Consider the following 15,651-nt stretch of genomic DNA (forward strand, 5'->3'; position numbering starts at 1 on the left):
CTTTGTCACGTAAGAGAATGCATGCTCCAATTGAGCAGCCGTGAAACCTTGGTGGGCTATGCTACACCGAACCTGGAAAAGGCGGCAAAAGGCGCCGCGGCGGGCCCTGTGGCATCGAGCGGCCAAAGCCGTACAATAGGCCCGTTTTGTCGCCAGATGACTCTCGGACGCGCCCAGTGCGCAGGAATAGACGCGTTTTGAAGGACTCGACCACCGCTAGCCACGCCGCAGCCTGGCGTCAGCAATTGCACATTCGCCTGAAGGAAGGGGCCCTGATCGCGCTCGGCGCGCTCTGCCTTTACCTGTGGATGGCGCTGCTCACCTACGATTCGTCCGATCCGGGCTGGAGCCATTCCAGCCACGTCGAGCAGGTGCAGAATGCCGCTGGTCGCCTGGGGGCCCTGAGCGCCGACATCCTCTTCGTCGCGCTGGGGTACTTCGCCTACCTGTTCCCGCTGCTGCTGGGGGTCAAGACCTGGCAGATCTTCCGCAAGCGCCACATGGCCTGGGAGTTCAGCGGCTGGCTGTTCTCCTGGCGGCTGATCGGCCTGGTGTTCCTGATCCTCTCCGGCTCGGCGCTGGCCTACATCCATTTCCACATCGGCGGCGGCCACCTGCCGGCCTCCGCCGGCGGCGCCGTGGGCGAAAGCCTCGGCCAGCTGGCGCTGAACGCCCTCAACGTGCAGGGCAGCACCCTGCTGTTCATCGCCCTGTTCCTGTTCGGCCTGACGGTGTTCGCCGACCTGTCCTGGTTCCAGGTGATGGATGTCACCGGGAAGATCACCCTCGACCTCTTCGAACTGATCCAGAACGCCTTCAACCGCTGGTTGAGCGCGCGCAGCGAGCGCAAGCAACTGGTCGCCCAGCTGCGCGAGGTGGACGAGCGCGTCGCCGAGGTGGCCGCGCCCGTGGTGCCGGACCGCCGCGAGCAGGCCAAGGTCAAGGAGCGCCTGATCGAGCGCGAGGAAGCCCTGGTCAAGAGCGTGCAGGAGCGCGAGAAGCGCACGGCGCCGAAGATCGACGCGCCGCCGCCGCCCAAGCCGGTCGAGCCCAGCAAGCGCGTGCTCAAGGAAAAACAGGCGCCGCTGTTCGTCGACACCGCTGTCGAGGGCACCCTGCCGCCGCTGTCGATCCTCGACCCGGCCGGCGAGAAGAAGCGCAGCTACTCCCCCGAATCCCTGGAGGCCATGTCGCGCCTGCTGGAGATCAAGCTCAAGGAGTTCGGCGTCGAGGTGGTGGTCGAGTCGGTCCATCCGGGCCCGGTGATCACCCGCTTCGAGATCCAGCCGGCGGCCGGCGTCAAGGTCAGCCGCATCTCCAACCTGGCCAAGGACCTGGCGCGCTCGCTGGCGGTGATCAGCGTGCGGGTGGTCGAGGTGATCCCCGGCAAGACCACCGTGGGCATCGAGATCCCCAACGAAGACCGGCAGATGGTGCGCTTCTCCGAAGTGCTGATGTCGCCGGAATACGACGAGCACAAGTCCACCGTGCCGCTGGCCCTGGGCCATGACATCGGCGGCAACCCGGTCATCACCGACCTGGCGCGCATGCCGCACCTGCTGGTGGCCGGTACCACCGGCTCCGGTAAGTCGGTGGGGGTGAACGCCATGCTCCTGTCGATCCTGTTCAAGTCCACGCCCCAGGACGCGCGGCTGATCATGATCGACCCGAAGATGCTCGAACTGTCGATCTACGAAGGCATCCCGCACCTGCTCTGCCCGGTGGTCACCGACATGAAGGAGGCGGCCAACGCCCTGCGCTGGAGCGTCGCCGAGATGGAGCGGCGCTACAAGCTGATGGCCGCCATGGGCGTGCGCAACCTGGCCGGCTTCAACCGCAAGGTGAAGGATGCCGAGGAAGCCGGCACGCCGCTGACCGACCCGCTGTACCGCCGCGAGAGCATGGAAGACGAGGCGCCGCTGCTGCAGACGCTGCCGACCATCGTCGTGGTGGTCGACGAATTCGCCGACATGATGATGATCGTCGGCAAGAAGGTCGAGGAACTGATCGCCCGTATCGCGCAGAAGGCGCGGGCCGCGGGCATCCACCTGATTCTCGCCACCCAGCGCCCGTCGGTGGACGTGATCACCGGCCTGATCAAGGCCAACATCCCCACGCGTATCGCCTTCCAGGTGTCGAGCAAGATCGACTCGCGGACCATCCTCGACCAGGGCGGCGCCGAACAGCTGCTCGGCCACGGCGACATGCTCTACCTGCCGCCGGGCACCGGCCTGCCGATCCGCGTGCATGGCGCTTTCGTCTCCGACGAGGAAGTGCACCGCGTGGTCGAGGCCTGGAAGCTGCGCGGCGCGCCCGACTACATCGAGGACATCCTCGCCGGCGCCGATGAAGGCGGTGGCGGCGGCTTCGACGGTGGCGGCGGCGGTGGTGGCGAAGGCGGCGAGGGCAGCGAGGACGACCCGCTGTACGACGAGGCCGTGCGCTTCGTCACCGAGAGCCGCCGCGCCTCCATCTCCGCGGTGCAGCGCAAGCTGAAGATCGGCTACAACCGCGCCGCGCGCATGATCGAGGCGATGGAAATGGCCGGTGTGGTCACCCCGATGAATACCAACGGCTCGCGCGAAGTGGTCGCGCCGGCTCCCATCCGCGACTGATCGAGGATTTCCATGCGACTGATCCGCATGCTCGTGCTTGCTGCGCTGGCCGTTGCCGGCGTCCAGGCCCACGCCGACGACGCCGCCACCCAGCGCCTGAGCGCCATGCTGAGCAAGGCCCAGACCCTGAGCGCGCGCTTCTCCCAGTTGACCCTGGACGGCAGTGGCACCCGCCTGCAGGAGACCGCCGGCAACCTGGCGCTCAAGCGCCCGGGGCTGTTCCGCTGGCACACCGACGCGCCCCAGGAGCAACTGCTGATCTCCAACGGCGAGAAGATCTGGCTGTACGACCCGGACCTGCAGCAGGTGACCATCCAGAAGCTCGACCAGCGCCTGACCCAGACCCCGGCGCTGCTGCTCTCCGGCGACATCTCGAAGATCCACGAGAGCTTCGACATCACCAGCAAGGACGGCGGCAACGTGGTCGATTTCATCCTCAAGCCGAAGGACAAGGACACCCTGTTCGACAACCTGCGGATTTCCTTCCGCAACGGGGTGGTCAACGACATGCAACTGATCGACAGCGTCGGCCAGCGCACCAACATCCTGTTCTTCGACGTGAAGATGAACCAGCCGGTGGACGCCAAGCAGTTCGTGTTCGAAGCGCCCAAGGGCGTCGACGTCATCCAGGAGTGAAGGGCCGCCGCCTGGCGCGGCGCCCATGAGGTAGCAGCGTGGACCTGTTCCGTTCCGAACCCGTAGCCCAGCCCCTGGCCGCGCGCCTGCGCGCCACCAGCCTGGACGAATACGTCGGCCAGGAGCACCTGCTCGCCCGCGGCAAGCCGCTGCGCGAGGCCCTGGAGCAGGGCGCGCTGCACTCGATGATCTTCTGGGGCCCGCCGGGCGTGGGCAAGACCACCCTGGCCAAGCTGCTGGCGCAGGTCTCCGACGCCCACTTCGAGACCATCTCCGCGGTGCTCTCGGGGGTGAAGGAAATCCGCCAGTCGGTGGAGATGGCCAAGCAGCAGGCCGCGCAGTACGGCCGCCGCACCATCCTCTTCGTCGACGAGGTGCACCGCTTCAACAAGAGCCAGCAGGATGCCTTCCTGCCCTACGTCGAAGACGGCACCCTGATCTTCATCGGCGCCACCACCGAGAACCCTTCTTTCGAGCTGAACAACGCGCTGCTCTCGCGGGCCCGCGTCTACGTGCTGAAAAGCCTGGACGAAGCCGCCCTGCGCAAGCTGGTGCAGCGCGCCCTGAGCGAGGACAAGGGCCTGGGCAAGCGCCACCTGAGCCTGCCGGAGGAGAGCTTCGCCATCCTCATGGCCGCCGCCGACGGCGACGGCCGGCGCCTGCTCAACCTGCTGGAGAACGCCTCCGACCTGGCCGAGGACGGCGGCGAGATCAGCGCCGAACTGCTGCAGAACCTGCTGGGCGACAGCCGCCGGCGCTTCGACAAGGGCGGCGAGGCCTTCTACGACCAGATCAGCGCGCTGCACAAGTCGGTGCGCGGCTCCAGCCCCGACGGCGCGCTCTACTGGTACGCGCGCATGCTCGACGGCGGCTGCGACCCGCTCTATATCGCCCGCCGCGTGGTGCGCATGGCCAGCGAGGACATCGGCAACGCCGACCCCCGCGCGCTGACCCTGTGCCTGCACGCCTGGGACGTGCAGGAGCGCCTGGGCAGCCCCGAAGGCGAGTTGGCCATCGCCCAGGCCATCGTCTACCTGGCCTGCGCGCCGAAGAGCAACGCCGTCTACAACGCCTACAACACAGCGCGCCGCGATGTGGCCGAGAACGGCTCGCTGGAAGTGCCGCTGCACCTGCGCAACGCACCGACCAAACTGATGAAGAACCTCGGCTACGGCGAGGAGTATCGTTATGCCCATGACGAGCCCGACGCCTACGCCGCCGGGGAAGACTACTTCCCCGAACAGCTCGAACCGCGCCAGTATTACCAGCCCGTGCCCCGCGGCCTGGAACTGAAGATCGGCGAGAAGCTCAAGCACCTGGCGGCCCTGGACCGGGCCAGCCCGAGAAAACGCAGAAAATCCTGAGCGGCGCCCGCACGCCGCCGACACTAGACACGAGAACAGACCATGCTCGATTCCAAACTGGTACGCACCCAGCCGCAGGAAGTGGCCGACCGCCTCGCCGCCCGTGGCTTCACCCTGGACGTGGCGCGCATCGAAGCGCTGGAGAACCAGCGCAAGGCCGTGCAGACCCGCACCGAAACCCTGCAGGCCGAGCGCAACGCGCGCTCCAAGGCGATCGGCCAGGCCATGAAGCGTGGCGAGGACGTCGAGCCGCTCAAGGCCGAGGTCAACCGCATGGCCGACGAGCTGGAAGCCGGCAAGCGCGAGCTGGATGGCATTCAGGCCGAGCTGGACGCCCTGCTGCTGACCATCCCCAACCTGCCCCATGAGTCGGTGCCGGTCGGCGCGGACGAAGAAGACAACCTGGAAGTGCGCCGCTGGGGCACCCCGCGCAGCTTCGACTTCCCCATCCAGGACCACGTCGCCCTCGGTGAGCAGCACGGCTGGCTGGACTTCGAGACCGCCGCGCGGCTGTCCGGCGCCCGCTTCGCCCTGATGCGCGGCCCGATCGCCCGACTGCACCGCGCCCTGGCGCAGTTCATGATCGACCTGCACACCCGCGAGCACGGCTACGAGGAAGCCTACACCCCGTACCTGGTGCAGGCGCCGGCGCTGCAGGGCACCGGCCAGCTGCCGAAGTTCGAGGAAGACCTGTTCAAGATCGGCCGCGACGGCGAAGCCGACCTGTACCTGATCCCCACCGCCGAAGTCTCGCTGACCAACATCGTCGCCGGGCAGATCCTCGACGCCAAGGAGCTGCCGCTGAAGTTCGTCGCCCATACCCCGTGCTTCCGCAGCGAAGCCGGCGCCTCGGGCCGCGACACCCGCGGGATGATCCGCCAGCACCAGTTCGACAAGGTCGAGATGGTGCAGATCGTCGAGCCGACGAAGTCCTGGGAAGCCCTGGAAAGCCTGGTCGGCAACGCCGAGAAGGTGCTGCAGGCCCTGGAGCTGCCGTACCGCGTGCTGGCCCTGTGCACCGGCGACATGGGCTTCAGCGCGGCCAAGACCTACGACCTGGAAGTCTGGGTGCCGAGCCAGGACAAGTACCGCGAGATTTCCTCCTGCTCCAACTGCGGCGACTTCCAGGCCCGCCGCATGCAGGCGCGCTTCCGCAACCCGGAGACCGGCAAGCCCGAGCTGCTGCACACCCTCAACGGCTCCGGCCTGGCGGTGGGCCGCACCCTGGTCGCCGTGCTGGAGAACTACCAGCAGGCCGACGGCAGCATCCGCGTGCCCGAGGTGCTCAAGCCCTACATGGGCGGCATCGAGGTGATCGGCTGAGATGGATGCGCTGCCGCTGTTCCACGTCCTGCGCGGGCGTCGCGCACTCCTGGTCGGCGGCGGTGAAGTCGCCCTGCGCAAGGCGCGCCTGCTCGACAGTGCCGGCGCCGTGTTGCGCGTGGTCGCGCCGCAGGTCCACAGCGAACTGCGCGAGCTGGTGGAGCAGGGCGGTGGCGAACTGCTGGAGCGCCGCTACGCCGAGGCCGACCTCGGCGACTGCGTGCTGGTCATCGCCGCCACCGACGACGAGCCGCTGAACGCCCAGGTGTCCCGCGATGCCCACGCCCGCGGCGTGCCGGTCAACGTGGTGGACGCGCCGGCGCTGTGCAGCGTGATCTTTCCCGCCATCGTCGACCGCTCGCCGCTGCTGCTGGCGGTCTCCAGCGGCGGCGACGCGCCGGTGCTGGCGCGCCTGCTGCGGGCCAGGCTGGAAACCTGGATTCCCGCCACCTACGGCCAGTTGGCCGGGCTGGCCAGCCGCTTCCGCGAAGCGGTCAAGCAGCGCCTGCCGGACCTGCAGCAGCGCCGCCAGTTCTGGGAGGAAGTGTTCCAGGGTCCGGTGGCCGAACGCATGCTCGCCGGGCAGCCGGCGGAAGCCGAGCGCCTGTTGGCCGACAAGCTGGAACACGGCCAGGCCGAGGCCCGCGGCGAGGTCTACCTGGTCGGCGCGGGCCCGGGCGACCCGGACCTGCTGACCTTCCGCGCCCTGCGCCTGATGCAGCAGGCCGATGTGGTGCTCTACGACCGCCTGGTGGCTCCGGCCATCCTCGAACTGTGCCGCCGCGACGCCGACCGCCTGTACGTCGGCAAGCGCCGCGCCGACCATGCCGTGCCCCAGGACGAGATCAACCGCAAGCTGGTCGAACTGGCCAAGCAGGGCAAGCGCGTGCTGCGCCTGAAGGGCGGCGATCCGTTCATCTTCGGCCGTGGCGGCGAAGAAATCGACGAACTGGCGGCCAACGGCATTCCCTTCCAGGTGGTGCCGGGTATCACCGCGGCCAGCGGCTGCGCGGCCTACGCCGGCATTCCGCTGACCCACCGTGACTACGCGCAGTCGGTGCGCTTCGTCACCGGCCACCTGAAGGATGGCAGCACCGACCTGCCGTGGAACGACCTGGTGGCGCCGGGCCAGACCCTGGTGTTCTACATGGGCCTGGTGGGCTTGCCGGTGATCTGCGAGGAACTGGTACGCCACGGCCGCGCCGCCAATACGCCCGCAGCGCTGATCCAGCAGGGCACCACCGAACACCAGCGCGTGTTCACCGGCTCCCTGGCCAACCTGCCGAAACTGGTCGCCGAGCATGAAGTGCACGCGCCGACGCTGGTGATCGTCGGCGAGGTGGTCACCCTGCGCGACAAGCTCGCCTGGTTCGAAGGTCAGCAATGAAGGCTTGGCATGCGGCGATGGCCTGGGGCGCGGTCTGCGTCCTGGCTGCCGCCGCCTTGCCGGCCGGCGCCGCCAGCTTCGACTGCAGGAAGGCCCGCCACGCCGACGAAAAGGCTATCTGCGCCGACCGCCAGCTGTCCGAGTTGGACGTGCAGATGGCCACCACCTACCGCCTGCTCAGCGGCCTGTTCGCCATGGGCATGCGCGGCAACATGGGCGATGCCCAACTCGCCTGGCTGGACCAGCGCCGCGCCTGCGGCCGCGACAAGGCCTGCCTGAAGCAGCGCTACCAGGAACGCCTGGACGCCCTGCAGAAGATCTACGACGGCATCGACAAGCCGCTCTGAGCCTCGCTCTATTCACCTGCGAATCGCGGGCAGGGCCCGCTCCTACGGGGGCGAATGCGCTGCCGTCCTTGGCTTCGATGCTCGGGCCAACGGCGTATAACCGCGAACGGTTATACGCCCTACGTTTCCGTGCTCGCGAGAAGGGCAGGGATAGAGAGGGCTTTGAGGATGACTCCGAACTCACTGTCCACTCAGGACAGCCCCCTCTCCCTTCAGGGAGAGGGTTGGGGAGAGGGTGCTCTAAACCCAGCACCTACTCCCCCGGCAAACCCCTTCGCGAGCAAGGACTAGGCGTCCCCCCTCGATCCTACGAATAGCCCGGGTCTCAACCCTTACGCGCAATCCCCTTGCCCGGCAGATGCTCGCGCCCGTGCGGCCCGCTGAAATCCTGCTGCGGCCCCAGCGGCACTATGCCGGTCGGGTTGATGGTGCGGTGGCTGCCGTAATAGTGGTTCTTGATGTGCTGGAAGTTCACCGTGCCGGCCACCCCCGGCAACTGGTACAGCTCGCGCAGCCAGCCGGACAGGTTCGGGTAGTCGGCCAGGCGCCACAGGTTGCACTTGAAGTGCCCGTGGTACACGGCATCGAAGCGGATCAGCGTGGTGAACAGGCGGATATCGGCCTCGCTCAGGTATTCGCCGGTCAGGTAGCGCCGTTCGCCCAGGCGCTTCTCCAGGCAGTCCAGTTCCTCGAACAGGGTGACGAAGGCCTCTTCGTAGGCTTCCTGGCTGGTGGCGAAGCCGGCGCGGTATACGCCGTTGTTCACCGCCGGGTAGATGCGCTCGTTCAGCGCGTCGATCTCGCCCTGCAAGGCTGTGGGATAGAGGTCCAGATCGTTGCCGGTCGGGCCGTCGAAGGCCGAGTTGAACATGCGGATGATCTCCGCCGACTCGTTGCTGACGATGCGCTTGCGCTGCTTGTCCCACAGCACCGGCACGGTGACGCGGCCGGTGTAGTGCGGATCGTCGCGGGTGTAGCGCTGGTGCAGGAACTGCAACCCATCCAGGGCATCGCCGGTGGAGCCCAGGCTGCGGTCGAAGGTCCAGCCGTTCTCCCGCATCAGCCAACTGACCACCGAAACGTCGATCAGCCCGGCCAGGCCCTTGAGCTGGCGGTAGATCAGCGTGCGGTGTGCCCAGGGGCAGGCGAGGGAAACATACAGGTGGTAGCGCCCGGCCTCGGCGCGGAAGCCGCCTTCGCCGCTGGGGCCGGGCTGGCCGTCGGCGGTGACCCAGTTGCGGCGTTGCGCGTTCTCGCGCTGGAAACGGCCATCCTTGCTGGTGTCGTACCACTGGTCTTGCCAGCGGCCATCGATGAGCTGTCCCATGACTGGCTCCTCAGGAAAGGGTATGGGGATCAGTCTACGCCCTTGCTATCGATGGATCGCTGCAAAAACAGGGTAGAAGCTATCTAACCGATCGATCTGTCCCGAGCGGCCCAGCGTTGCCGGGCCTCGGCGAAGACCGCCTCGCGGTCGCGGCCCAACCCGCGCAGGCCCAGGGCGATGGTGGCGACCACCGCCAGTTCGCCGTAGGCGTCCTCCCGTTCGCCGCGCCAGAACTCGACCAGCACCTGCGGCTCCAGGCGCTCCGGCTTGACGTGGCGCAGCGCCGAGAGGGCCGGCCATTCCTCGTCCCAGCTCTGGCCCGACTCGGTGCCGTAGAGGTGCGCCGGGCTGTCCGGGTTGATCTCGATCTCGCCGCCTTCGCCCTTGATCACGATGGCGCGGTCGCCGAGCAGGCGGCTGCCTTCGCGGTGGGTTTCCTGGTAGCCGGGGTGGAAGATGCTCTGCAGGATGCAGTGCGCGCCCAGCGGGTTGAGCAGGCGCACCAGGGAATGGATGAGCGAGCGCAGGCCGAGGGTGTTGCGCAGGTCGATCATCCGTTGCAGCAGCGGCATCCAGTCCACCAGCGGGGCGAAGGCCAGGCCGCCCCGGTCGAGCGCTTCGCCCACCGCGTTCCAGCCGCGGCACAGCGGGATGTCCAGTGTCTGCAGCAACTGTTCGGTGTACAGGCGCCCGGCGGTGTGTGCGCCGCCGCCGTGCAGGAGGATGCGCGTGCCGCTGCCGGCCAGGCACTTGGCGGCGAGCAGGTACCAGGGCAGGTGGCGCTTCTTGCCGGCATAGCTGGGCCAGTCGAGGTCGACGGCGATCCGCGGCGCATCCAGGCGCGCGCGCACGGCCTCGGTGAAGCCGGCGAGTTCCTCGGCGCTTTCCTCCTTGTGCCGCAGCAGCATCAGGAAGGCACCCAGTTGCGCCTCTTCGACCTGGCCGTCGAGGATCATGCCCAGGGCCTCGCGGGCTTCCTCGCGGGTCAGGCTGCGCGCGCCGCGCTTGCCCTTGCCGAGGATGCGCACGAACTGCGCGAAAGGGTGTTCGGCGGGTGTCTGCAGAACCAGAGGCGTGGCGGTCATAGGCAATTGGTTGGCTTCGGCAGGCCGGCGAGCTTGGCGGCAAGCTTGGCCGGGGTGCCTTTGAACAGGAGGTTGAGGTGCAGGCTGCTGCCCTTTTCCGCGCCCAGGCGCTGGGCCACGTACTTGATCAGCGGGCGGTTGGCCGGCGACAGCTGGAACTGTGCATAGAACTCGCGCAGCAGGTGGAGGATTTCCCAGTGCTCCGGCGTGAGGTGCAGGCCTTCCTGGCGGGCCAGGGCTTCGGCGGCGGCTACCGACCAGTCGTCCAGGTATTGCAGGTAGCCGTCCTTGTCCAGGGCGATGGCGCGCCCTTCCACCGTGAGGGTAGTCATAGCCAGGCGTTGACCTTGTCGTAGCGGGTGCAGAGGTCGACGAAGGCGGGGTAGTCCACGGCCTTCAGGTTGGCCGGCAGGTGTTCCTGCAGGCCGCGCGCCTGCAAGTCCTCGGCGAGGGCGTAGCAGGCGTTGGGCAGACACTCCAGGCGTTGGCGCGGGGCGCTGCCGGCGGCGAGGGCGTAGACGGCATCGCCGCTGAGCAGCAGGCCGTCGTCGTGGCACAGCAGCTGCAGGCAACTGTCGAAGCGGCCGTCGCCGAACGGGGAATGGGAAAGCAGATGCAGCGTGCTCATCAGAGGGTGATCACCTGGTCGTATTGCTGGGTCAGCTGGCGCAATGCGAGGTCGTCCAGCACCTCCACCGGCAGGCTCAGACTGGCATCGGCCAGGCCACGCTCGGTGAGGCTGCGCTCGGCGGCGTAGAGCCTTTCGACGCCGAACAGCGGCAGGGCCTGCAGGTTGGCCTGCAAATCCTTCTGTTCGAGGTTGGTGGGTTGCTGGCCCGGAGCCAACTGGAACACCCCGTCATCGAGGAAAAGGAAGGCGATGGGCAGGTCGAAGGCGCCGCCGGCCAGGGCGATGTCCAGCGCCTCGCGGGCGTCGGGGCCGCTCCACGGGGCCTGGCGGCTGACGATCAGCAGGGACTTGGCCATCAGTTTCCTCCGAAGCAGACCAGGCGGTCCGCCATCTGCGTCGCTTCATGCAACTGACCGAGGCCGGACAGCTCCCAGGGCGCCTGCAGGTTGGCCGCCGGGCGCTGGTAGCGGGCGGCTTCCTCGGCGTTGAGCACGCCGCGGCGCAGGGCGGCGGCGATGCACACCACGGCATCGAGGCGGTGCTCGCCGACGAAGCGCGTCCAGGCCGCTGCCACGTCCAGTTCGTCCTGGCCGCTCACCGGGTTGCTCGAAGCGCTGTGCACGCCGTCCTGATAGAAAAACAGGCGGACGATCTCGTGGCCGCCGGCGAGCACCGCCTCGGCGAAGCGCAGGGCGCGCCGGGCGGCGGGCGAGTGGGGCGGGGCGAAGAGGGCGATGGCGAATTTCATGGCATGGGCCGGTCGGCGGATTACAGCGCGATGATAAGGCCAGCGCGGGGATTTTGCTGCGCCGGAAAAGGAAAAAGCCCGCCAAGGCGGGCTTTTCCGGTGTTGCCGGGAAGCGTCAGTCGTCGCTGCCCATGATGCCGAAGATCTGTAGCAGGCTGAGGAACATGTTGTAGATCGACACGTACAGGCTGATGGTGGCCATGATGTAGTTGCGCTCGCCACCGTGGATGATGGCGCTGGTCTGGAACAGGATGGCCGCCGAGGAGAACAGCACGAAGCCGGCGCTGATCGCCAGTTGCAGGCCGCTGATCTGGAAGAACAGCGAGACCAGCATGGCGCCCAGCAGGACGAAGAAGCCGGCGGTGATGAAGCCGGACAGGAAGCTCATGTCCTTGCGGGTGGTCAGCACGTAGGCGGACAGGCCGAAGAACACCAGGGCGGTCATGAAGAACGCCGAGGAAATGATGCTGGCGCCGTTGGCCATGCCCAGGTACAGGTTCAGGATCGGGCCGAGGGTGTAGCCCATGAAGCCGGTGAGGGCGAAGGTGGTGACCAGGCCCCAGCCGCTGTCGCGCAGCTTGAGGGTGGCGAAGAACAGGCCGTAGAAGCCGACCAGGGTCAGCAGCAGGCCCGGGTGGGGCAGGTGCAGTTGTTGCGAGACGTAGGCGACCAGGCCGCTGAAGGCCAGGGTCATGGCCAGCAGGCCGTAGGTGTTGCGCAGGACTCCGCTGACTTCCCGTTGTTCCGCCGCGGCGGGGTTGAGATATTGCCGTTCTTGCATGGCTAGACACTCCTGTAAGCGGAATGGGATTCCGTGACCATAGTTGCAGTGATGATATCAAAGCCGCCTGTCAGACGTAGGATCAGAGTTTGACAGTGTGTTGCGATCCGGTACTATGCGCCCCCGAAAGGAAGTGTGGCCGAGTGGTTTAAGGCAGCGGTCTTGAAAACCGCCGGGTGTAACAGCCCCCAGAGTTCGAATCTCTGCGCTTCCGCCATCTCCAAGGCCCTGATTTTTCAGGGCCTTTTTCATTTTCGGCGGCCAACATTAAGGCTCGATGATGGGCTGAAAATGGACGGAGTTCCGAAATAGCACCTATTTTGCAGGCTTTGCCACTGCTCCGCGACGGATGTGGATCTTCTTGGTGGTCTCCTCCTCGGTGTGTCCGAGCAGCCGGCTCGTTTCTTTCAGGCCATTGATTTCCGTGGCCGCTCTCGGTGGGATGTCGTTGAGCTGGAAACTCCGGATGATGATGGCGCCAGATGGTGAAGATCTAAGGCAAGGTGGAGCTATTCCGCTGGTCAATTCTCCCCACTGCTGCCGTTAGATGGGCAGTTGGCTTCGGCCTCGCAGACACAGACAGAAGGTAGCGGAGTGGGCAACCTTGGAGACTGCCCCTCTGCAGGATGCGGTTGATCTGGATGAGGTGATGCCGAAGGAAGTGGCAAGGCTAAAGACCCTGAAGCATTACAGAATCGCTCTGAGTCGCTTGAGACAGCAGGCCGGCCGTCGGCTAGCATTGAGTGATCGGCCTATCCAGGCTAGGTAGGAGAAGAGGCGCTGCAGGAAGGACTTCTGTGGAGCCTTCTTCACGATGAAGACAGCCTGCTCAAATGAGCCATCATCGGTGAAGGTAATGGACTCCGCACGATCACCGATGAGTCGCTGAACCCAGCCCAGGGGAACAGCGGACCAACCGTAGAAGCTCTTATCGAGGAACCGGCTGCCAACTGCGGCATGCGTGTGTTCGCCATTCTCGTATGCGGCAATGGCCGCATGGGGGTCTTCAAACAGGCCTGCGTAGTAGAGTTCGTAGGGATTACGATCGTCGGTCTTTTCCTTGCACGCCCGGCAGATGTTCAGGAAATGCAGGTTTGTCGAGGTGAAAACCATGGTTCCGCCCGGCTTCAATACCCGCATGAGTTCATTGATCCAGTGCGAGGCGGACTTTTCAGACAGATGCGAGAAGACTGAGAAGGCATAAGCAACATCCATGGACTTGTCTGCATAGGGCAGCACTCCATCGTTGCAGATCTGCTGCAAGGCACCTTTGACGCCAGTTCTTTTGGACTCCTCAAGGATTGCCGGGTCGACGTCAACACCATGGAGATTTTGTGCTGAGACGTTCTTGTAGAAGCACCGAATAATGCGACCCCAGCCGACGCCGAAGTCAAGAACGTTGGTATCTGATTTCAGGCCACCGGCACTGTCTCGTATTACTTCGTAGAACCGGAAGGCTTCGTCGAGTGCTTTCTCTCCGGATGCGCCAACGAAGATGCTTTGCGTCTCTGAAGACGGCCACTCCGGGAGACCCTCTACCGGCTCAACCATCGAGCGCTTGAGGGTTTCCAGCCATTCCTGATCCTGAACCACGGTCATCTCGTACTCCCTCTAAAGCATCCATGAAAAGCCGACGTAGCCTACATCAAGGTTAATTTCGGCAGAAATAGTGGTACGGAAGAGCCCACATGCCCCTCACCGAGCAGCAGCTCCTGCGCATCCTCCCTAGCGCCGGCCCCAGAGCCGGCGTTTTCGTCTCTGGAGTCTGACCAATGCGTACATCCGACCGAGGCCTGAGCCTCATCAAATCGTTCGCGGGCCTGCGCCTGCAGGCGTACCAGGCGTTGACGTCTGGACCATCGGCTATGGCGTCACCCGCGGCGTGAAGGCGGGGATGGCCATCACCAAGGACCAAGCCGAGCGGTTGTTGGTGAACGACGTGCAGCGTTTCGAACCTGACCTGGATCGCCTGGTGAAGGTGCCGCTGAGCCAGAACCAGTGGGATGCCTTGATGAGCTTCGTCTACAACAACCTGAACGCGGCCAATCTCGAGTCATCGACGCTGCTGAGCCAGAAGTACTACACCGGTGCTGATTATCCGTTCCCGCGCTGAATCAGTTGGCGTATTAGAGGGTGGCCGGCCGAAATTAAATGGCCGGCCGTCCCCTATTAAGAGAAAAGGCGCTCAATGAACGATTTCTTGGGCGCCTTTTTGACAATGAATACAGCCTGTTCAAATGACCCATCATCGCGGTATTCGATAGAAGTGACGGCGTTGCCGAGGAAATTCTTTAGCCACATCTCTGGGATGGAGGCCCAGCCGTAGAAGCTTCCATCTAAGGTGGCGGATTTCCCGCCATTACCTACGAAGACGTGCTTTCCGGCCTGGAATGCCGCCATTTCCGCTGATGGATCGTCGAACAGATTTGCATAACGCTCTTCATACAAATTGCGGTCTTCAATCTTTTCCTTGCAGGCACGGCAAAGATTCAAGAAGGCTAGATTCGTGGAAGTAAAAATAAGCGTGCCACCCGGCTTGAGGACGCGCATGAGCTCGGTTATCCAGTGCTTCGCAGAATCTTCGGATAGATGCGAAAATACAGAAAACGCATATATGACATCCATTGATGAGCGGCTAAAGGGGAGGCATCCATTGTTACTTATTTGCTTTAGGTTGCCTTTTACGCCCGTCCTCTTGGCTTCCTCAAGAATTGCCGGATCAACGTCCACGCCATGGAGATTTTGTTCCGGCACATTCTTGTAGAAACATCGGATGATGCGGCCCCAGCCTACGCCAAAGTCTAGGACCCTGGTCTCAGCTGATAGGCTGCTCACGCTATCGCGAATTACCTCGTAAAAGCGGAAGGCTTCATCAAGCGCTTTTTCACCGGATGCCCCTACGAAAATGCTTTGGGTTTCCGACGAAGGCCATCCCGGTAGTCCGTCGACAGGCTCTACCATGGAGCGTTTAAGAGTATCCAACCATTCCTGATCCTGAATAGCAGTCATCTCGTATTCCTTCTAGGGCGTCCATGAAAGGCCGATGTAGCCTACCGCAAGGTGTATTTCAGTAGAAGTAGTGGCACAAAAAGCAAATAAACGGCTGCAGACTCTCCCGAACGCCAGCCGGAAAACCGGCGTTCTTGCTCCTGCGCTGAACCGCGCGATGCAGTGCTATCAGATCGACTCCGCCGTGCGCCAGGCGACGTTCTTGGTCCAGATCGGTCATGAGTCTGGCCAATTGCGGCGGATGCATGAAATCTGGGGCTGACAGCTGCCCCAGTAGGGCTATGAGGGCGGCAAGGACTTGGGCAACACCCAGCCCGGCGACGGCCGAAAATTCTTGGGCTGCAGCCTGATCCAGATCACCGGCCGAGACAATTACCGGAAGAGCCTGGGTCTACTGG

General features: G+C 64.9%; 18 protein-coding genes, 1 tRNA gene and 1 pseudogene. 10 read left to right on the top strand and 10 right to left on the bottom strand.

The genetic code is table 11. The features are described 5' to 3' along the window. Positions 1–176: 176 nt before the first annotated feature. The 6 genes from ftsK to PM1_RS11695 are packed head-to-tail and all read left to right on the top strand — an operon-like array spanning position 177 to position 7,672. Positions 177–2,615, top strand: coding sequence for a DNA translocase FtsK (gene ftsK / locus PM1_RS11670; protein ID WP_009623226.1), 2,439 nt, complete (start codon positions 177–179; stop codon positions 2,613–2,615). A gap of 12 nt (positions 2,616–2,627) precedes the next feature. Beyond that, complete coding sequence (gene lolA / locus PM1_RS11675) at positions 2,628–3,251, top strand: outer membrane lipoprotein chaperone LolA (RefSeq protein ID WP_009623215.1); 624 nt, start codon at positions 2,628–2,630, stop codon at positions 3,249–3,251. Between the two features lie 38 nt (positions 3,252–3,289). Then, positions 3,290–4,615, top strand: coding sequence for a replication-associated recombination protein A (locus PM1_RS11680; RefSeq protein WP_009623214.1), 1,326 nt, complete (start codon positions 3,290–3,292; stop codon positions 4,613–4,615). A gap of 42 nt (positions 4,616–4,657) precedes the next feature. Beyond that, the gene (gene serS, locus PM1_RS11685) at positions 4,658–5,938 is read left to right on the top strand and encodes a serine--tRNA ligase (protein ID WP_009623213.1); all 1,281 of its coding nucleotides are present in this window, start codon (positions 4,658–4,660) and stop codon (positions 5,936–5,938) included. A 1-nt stretch (position 5,939) separates the two neighbouring features. Then, positions 5,940–7,325 (top strand): siroheme synthase CysG, encoded by a 1,386-nt coding sequence (cysG, locus tag PM1_RS11690; RefSeq protein WP_009623210.1) that lies wholly within the window; start codon positions 5,940–5,942, stop codon positions 7,323–7,325. A gap of 17 nt (positions 7,326–7,342) precedes the next feature. Next, entirely contained in the window at positions 7,343–7,672 is a 330-nt protein-coding gene (locus PM1_RS11695) for a lysozyme inhibitor LprI family protein (RefSeq protein WP_024128659.1), read from the top strand. 325 nt (positions 7,673–7,997) lie between these two features. Here the strand turns inward: PM1_RS11695 and PM1_RS11700 are convergent, their stop codons facing one another. From PM1_RS11700 to PM1_RS11730, 7 genes are all read right to left on the bottom strand, one after another. After that, a complete protein-coding gene (locus PM1_RS11700; RefSeq protein WP_009623206.1) occupies positions 7,998–8,999 on the bottom strand; it encodes a glutathione S-transferase family protein in 1,002 nt (333 codons plus the stop codon). 83 nt (positions 9,000–9,082) lie between these two features. Continuing rightward, positions 9,083–10,069, bottom strand: coding sequence for a glycosyl transferase family protein (locus PM1_RS11705; RefSeq protein ID WP_161788530.1), 987 nt, complete (start codon positions 10,067–10,069; stop codon positions 9,083–9,085). A gap of 11 nt (positions 10,070–10,080) precedes the next feature. Then, positions 10,081–10,416, bottom strand: a complete 336-nt coding sequence (locus tag PM1_RS11710; protein ID WP_009623204.1) for a TusE/DsrC/DsvC family sulfur relay protein — start codon at positions 10,414–10,416, stop codon at positions 10,081–10,083. Next, the gene (tusB, locus tag PM1_RS11715; protein WP_009623203.1) at positions 10,413–10,712 is read right to left on the bottom strand and encodes a sulfurtransferase complex subunit TusB; all 300 of its coding nucleotides are present in this window, start codon (positions 10,710–10,712) and stop codon (positions 10,413–10,415) included. Before tusB ends, PM1_RS11710 begins: the two co-directional genes overlap by 4 nt. Continuing rightward, positions 10,712–11,071: a sulfurtransferase complex subunit TusC gene (gene tusC, locus PM1_RS11720; protein WP_009623202.1), complete on the bottom strand. Its 360-nt coding sequence runs from the start codon at positions 11,069–11,071 to the stop codon at positions 10,712–10,714. Before tusC ends, tusB begins: the two co-directional genes overlap by 1 nt. After that, positions 11,071–11,463 carry a sulfurtransferase complex subunit TusD gene (gene tusD / locus PM1_RS11725; protein ID WP_009623201.1) on the bottom strand — a complete coding sequence of 131 codons (393 nt, stop codon included), beginning with the start codon at positions 11,461–11,463 and terminating at the stop codon, positions 11,071–11,073. The genes tusC and tusD overlap by 1 nt, the downstream gene beginning before the upstream one ends. A 115-nt stretch (positions 11,464–11,578) precedes the next feature. Continuing rightward, positions 11,579–12,244, bottom strand: a complete 666-nt coding sequence (locus tag PM1_RS11730) for a Bax inhibitor-1/YccA family protein (protein WP_009623200.1) — start codon at positions 12,242–12,244, stop codon at positions 11,579–11,581. Between the two features lie 129 nt (positions 12,245–12,373). Here PM1_RS11730 and PM1_RS11735 point away from each other — a divergent pair. Both PM1_RS11735 and PM1_RS11740 read left to right on the top strand, forming a co-directional pair. Further along, positions 12,374–12,461 (top strand) — tRNA-Ser (locus tag PM1_RS11735). Positions 12,462–12,791: 330 nt separating this feature from the next. Continuing rightward, entirely contained in the window at positions 12,792–13,013 is a 222-nt protein-coding gene (locus PM1_RS11740; RefSeq protein ID WP_084229674.1) for a tail fiber assembly protein, read from the top strand. Here the strand turns inward: PM1_RS11740 and PM1_RS11745 are convergent. Continuing rightward, complete coding sequence (locus PM1_RS11745) at positions 12,932–13,843, bottom strand: class I SAM-dependent methyltransferase (protein ID WP_009623199.1); 912 nt, start codon at positions 13,841–13,843, stop codon at positions 12,932–12,934. The genes PM1_RS11740 and PM1_RS11745 overlap by 82 nt on opposite strands. Before the next feature lie 89 nt (positions 13,844–13,932). On the opposite strand from PM1_RS11745, the pseudogene PM1_RS31225 reads away from it, so the two are divergent. After that, positions 13,933–14,010: pseudogene (locus PM1_RS31225) on the top strand (glycoside hydrolase family 19 protein); the annotation flags it as partial. Between the two features lie 128 nt (positions 14,011–14,138). Then, positions 14,139–14,357, top strand: coding sequence for a glycoside hydrolase family protein (locus PM1_RS11750; RefSeq protein WP_009623198.1), 219 nt, complete (start codon positions 14,139–14,141; stop codon positions 14,355–14,357). Positions 14,358–14,413: 56 nt separating this feature from the next. Here PM1_RS11750 and PM1_RS11755 read toward each other — a convergent pair whose 3' ends face one another. Further along, complete coding sequence (locus PM1_RS11755) at positions 14,414–15,253, bottom strand: class I SAM-dependent methyltransferase (RefSeq protein ID WP_009623197.1); 840 nt, start codon at positions 15,251–15,253, stop codon at positions 14,414–14,416. 58 nt (positions 15,254–15,311) lie between these two features. Beyond that, positions 15,312–15,473, bottom strand: a complete 162-nt coding sequence (locus PM1_RS11760; protein ID WP_161788518.1) for a hypothetical protein — start codon at positions 15,471–15,473, stop codon at positions 15,312–15,314. Positions 15,474–15,651 lie beyond the last annotated feature (178 nt).

Origin of the sequence: Pseudomonas sp. M1 (assembly GCF_022760135.1) — a bacterium.
In the GTDB taxonomy this organism is placed as follows: Bacteria; Pseudomonadota; Gammaproteobacteria; order Pseudomonadales; family Pseudomonadaceae; genus Pseudomonas; species Pseudomonas citronellolis.

What these genes read in the sequence shown, in the direction of transcription:
- cysG (WP_009623210.1), top strand. Translation starts at nt 5,940, where the DNA reads ATGGATGCGCTGCCGCTGTTCCACGTCCTGCGCGGGCGTCGCGCACTC.
- serS (WP_009623213.1), top strand. Translation starts at nt 4,658, where the DNA reads ATGCTCGATTCCAAACTGGTACGCACCCAGCCGCAGGAAGTGGCCGAC.
- lolA (WP_009623215.1), top strand. Translation starts at nt 2,628, where the DNA reads ATGCGACTGATCCGCATGCTCGTGCTTGCTGCGCTGGCCGTTGCCGGC.
- PM1_RS11710 (WP_009623204.1), bottom strand. Translation starts at nt 10,416, where the DNA reads ATGACTACCCTCACGGTGGAAGGGCGCGCCATCGCCCTGGACAAGGAC.
- PM1_RS11730 (WP_009623200.1), bottom strand. Translation starts at nt 12,244, where the DNA reads ATGCAAGAACGGCAATATCTCAACCCCGCCGCGGCGGAACAACGGGAA.
- PM1_RS11745 (WP_009623199.1), bottom strand. Translation starts at nt 13,843, where the DNA reads ATGACCGTGGTTCAGGATCAGGAATGGCTGGAAACCCTCAAGCGCTCG.
- tusC (WP_009623202.1), bottom strand. Translation starts at nt 11,071, where the DNA reads ATGGCCAAGTCCCTGCTGATCGTCAGCCGCCAGGCCCCGTGGAGCGGC.
- PM1_RS11700 (WP_009623206.1), bottom strand. Translation starts at nt 8,999, where the DNA reads ATGGGACAGCTCATCGATGGCCGCTGGCAAGACCAGTGGTACGACACC.
- tusB (WP_009623203.1), bottom strand. Translation starts at nt 10,712, where the DNA reads ATGAGCACGCTGCATCTGCTTTCCCATTCCCCGTTCGGCGACGGCCGC.
- PM1_RS11755 (WP_009623197.1), bottom strand. Translation starts at nt 15,253, where the DNA reads ATGACTGCTATTCAGGATCAGGAATGGTTGGATACTCTTAAACGCTCC.
- PM1_RS11750 (WP_009623198.1), top strand. Translation starts at nt 14,139, where the DNA reads ATGGCCATCACCAAGGACCAAGCCGAGCGGTTGTTGGTGAACGACGTG.
- tusD (WP_009623201.1), bottom strand. Translation starts at nt 11,463, where the DNA reads ATGAAATTCGCCATCGCCCTCTTCGCCCCGCCCCACTCGCCCGCCGCC.
- PM1_RS11695 (WP_024128659.1), top strand. Translation starts at nt 7,343, where the DNA reads ATGGCCTGGGGCGCGGTCTGCGTCCTGGCTGCCGCCGCCTTGCCGGCC.
- PM1_RS11760 (WP_161788518.1), bottom strand. Translation starts at nt 15,473, where the DNA reads ATGACCGATCTGGACCAAGAACGTCGCCTGGCGCACGGCGGAGTCGAT.
- PM1_RS11740 (WP_084229674.1), top strand. Translation starts at nt 12,792, where the DNA reads ATGGGCAGTTGGCTTCGGCCTCGCAGACACAGACAGAAGGTAGCGGAG.